The sequence below is a fragment of the Sedimentibacter sp. B4 genome, from assembly GCF_000309315.1.
Classification (GTDB): domain Bacteria; phylum Bacillota; class Clostridia; order Tissierellales; family Sedimentibacteraceae; genus Sedimentibacter; species Sedimentibacter saalensis.
Genome location: NZ_CANG01000478.1, coordinates 1 through 246 on the forward strand (window position 1 = coordinate 1; position 246 = coordinate 246).

A 246-nucleotide genomic window follows, 5' to 3' on the forward strand; every position below is an offset into this window, starting at 1 on the left:
ACAGCATCACCTGAAGCCGTACGCCGGAGTCGGCCGCCGTGAAACCGTCCTGCAGGGTCGCGAAGCAGAGCTTGCCGGTGTTGCGGATGAACACCACCCGTCCGCTCACGCTGACCACGTCGGTGGTCTCCTCGCCGGCCTCGAGGTCGGCCCCACGCCGCATGCACCTGGGCGGCGCTGTGGGTACGCGGCACGGAGATCGGGTACGGCGCCACTCCGTCGGCGAGCAGCCGGGCACGCTTGTCG

The 246-nt window shown here is 70.3% G+C and carries 1 pseudogene; it reads right to left on the bottom strand.

The window, feature by feature from the left end:
- Positions 1 to 246, bottom strand: a pseudogene (locus BN358_RS26545) (lysine--tRNA ligase); the annotation flags it as partial.